1 protein-coding gene and 1 pseudogene are annotated in these 2,185 nt (G+C 59.8%); both read left to right on the forward strand.

The window, feature by feature from the left end; all coding sequences use genetic code 11:
- Nucleotides 1-1,102: pseudogene (locus tag WB402_RS07745) on the forward strand (alpha-D-glucose phosphate-specific phosphoglucomutase); the annotation flags it as partial.
- Between the two features lie 86 nt (nucleotides 1,103-1,188).
- The coding region (locus WB402_RS07750) for a glucoamylase family protein (protein ID WP_424206587.1) at nucleotides 1,189-2,185 on the forward strand (997 nt) is incomplete at its 3' end.

Genomic DNA, 2,185 nt, shown 5'->3' on the forward strand with positions numbered 1-2,185 from the left:
GGCCCTGCGCGCCGCGACCACGCACCGGCCCGATTTTCTCAATGCCTACATCAGCGACCTCGGCAATGTGCTCGACATGGATGCTATACGCGGCGCGGACATCCGCATGGGGGTGGACCCGCTCGGCGGCGCCGGGGTGCACTATTGGGGCCCGATTGCCGAGCGCTATGGCTTGAATCTCACGGTCGTCAATGAAGCGGTCGATCCCACTTTCCGCTTCATGACGGTGGATTGGGACGGTCGGATTCGCATGGATCCGTCCTCGCCCTATGCGATGCAGCGCTTGATCGAGCTCAAGGATCGCTTCGACATCGCCTTCGCCTGCGACACCGATCACGACCGCCATGGGATCGTCACCCGCAACGCGGGATTGCTGCCGCCCAACCATTATCTTTCCGTCGCCATTTTCTATCTCTTCCAGCACCGGCCGAAGTGGAGCAAGGCTGCGATGGTTGGCAAGACGGTGGTCAGCAGCCAGATGATCGACCGCGTGACGGCGAAGCTTGGCCGCACGCTCTACGAGGTGCCGGTCGGTTTCAAGTGGTTTGTGGATGGCCTGCTCGACGGCTCGCTCGGCTTTGCCGGCGAGGAGAGCGCAGGCGCCACGTTCAGCCGCCTGGATGGCAGCGTCTGGACGACGGACAAGGACGGCATTGTCCCGGCGTTGTTATCGGCGGAGATCACCGCGCGCATGAGCCGCGATCCCGGTGAAATCTACCGTGAGCTGACGCGCGAGTTAGGCGATCCTGTTTACGAACGTGTTGACGCGCCGGCTACTCCAGTGCAAAAGGAAATGCTGGAGAGACTCTCGCCGCAGCAGGTCCGCTCCACAGACCTGGCTGGTGAAACAATCCAGACCATCCTCACCCGCGCGCCGGGCAACGGCGCGCCCATCGGCGGGCTGAAAGTGGTGGCGGAGAACGGGTGGTTTGCGGCGCGTCCGTCCGGTACCGAAGACATTTACAAAATCTATGCAGAGAGTTTCCGTCGAGCGGATCATCTGCGCCGTATCCTGGCGGAAGCACAGGCCATCGTCAACGATGCTATTGCGGTAGGGGCGTCGCCGGGAATTGGTTTGAGGAAAGAACATGATCGAACTTAAAAGCGCGCTTGATGTCGCGCGACCGCCGCACGCGGTCGCTTTAGTAACGATTGAGCTGATGTCGGAGCCGGAGACCCAGTGAAACCATGAACACCGGCAAACCCACGGTCGACGCTGAACTGGAATCACTTCAGCGCGATACCTTTAAATACTTTCTGCTGTGGACCAATCCGCAAAATGGACTTGTGCTTGACAAGACCACGCCCGATTGGCCCGCCAGCATTGCCGCCACTGGCCTCGCCTTGGCGGCGTATCCGGTTGCGGTCGAGCGCGGTTTAATTACGCGTGCAGCGGCGATCGCGACAATCCTCGCCACACTGAGATTCTTTTGGAGCAGCCCGCAAGGGCCCGAGCCGGATGCTACCGGTTACTATGGCTTTTATTATCATTTTCTCGACATGCAGACCGGACGGCGCGCGTGGCAATGCGAATTGTCGACCGTGGATAGCGCCATTCTGCTTGCCGGTGCGTTGACGGCTGGCGCGTATTTTGACGCGGATACGACTGAGGAACAGGAAATACGCGCCGTCGCTGACGCCCTTTATCGCCGTGCCGACTGGCCGTGGGCTCAAAACGGTGGCCTAACGGTTACGCACGGCTGGAAACCCGAAAGCGGATTTCTCGCATACCGTTGGGAAGGCTACGACGAGGCGCTTGTGCTGTATATCCTGGGACTCGGCTCACCCACCCACCCGTTGCCGGAGAGCAGCTACGCAGCTTGGGCTTCCACTTACGAGTGGAAAAATAGTTGCGGATACGATTATCTTTACGCGGGACCGTTGTTCACGCATCAGATTTCGCATGTCTGGATAGATTTTCGTGGCATTCAGGACGCGTTCATGCGAGAAAAAGGCATCGATTATTTCGAGAATACCCGCCGCGCAACCTATGCGCAGCAACAATACGCGATCGACAATCCGCTCAAGTTCGCGGGTTATGGCAAAGACTGCTGGGGGATCACCGCAAGCGACGGACCCGGCCCCGAAACCATCAAGGTGAACGGCATCGAGAGGCACTTCTTCGATTACCTGGGGCGCGGAGTACCGTACGGACCGGACGACGGCACCGTCGCGCCATGGGCTG

The organism is Sulfuricaulis sp. (genome assembly GCF_049587675.1).
GTDB lineage: Bacteria > Pseudomonadota > Gammaproteobacteria > Acidiferrobacterales > Sulfurifustaceae > Sulfuricaulis.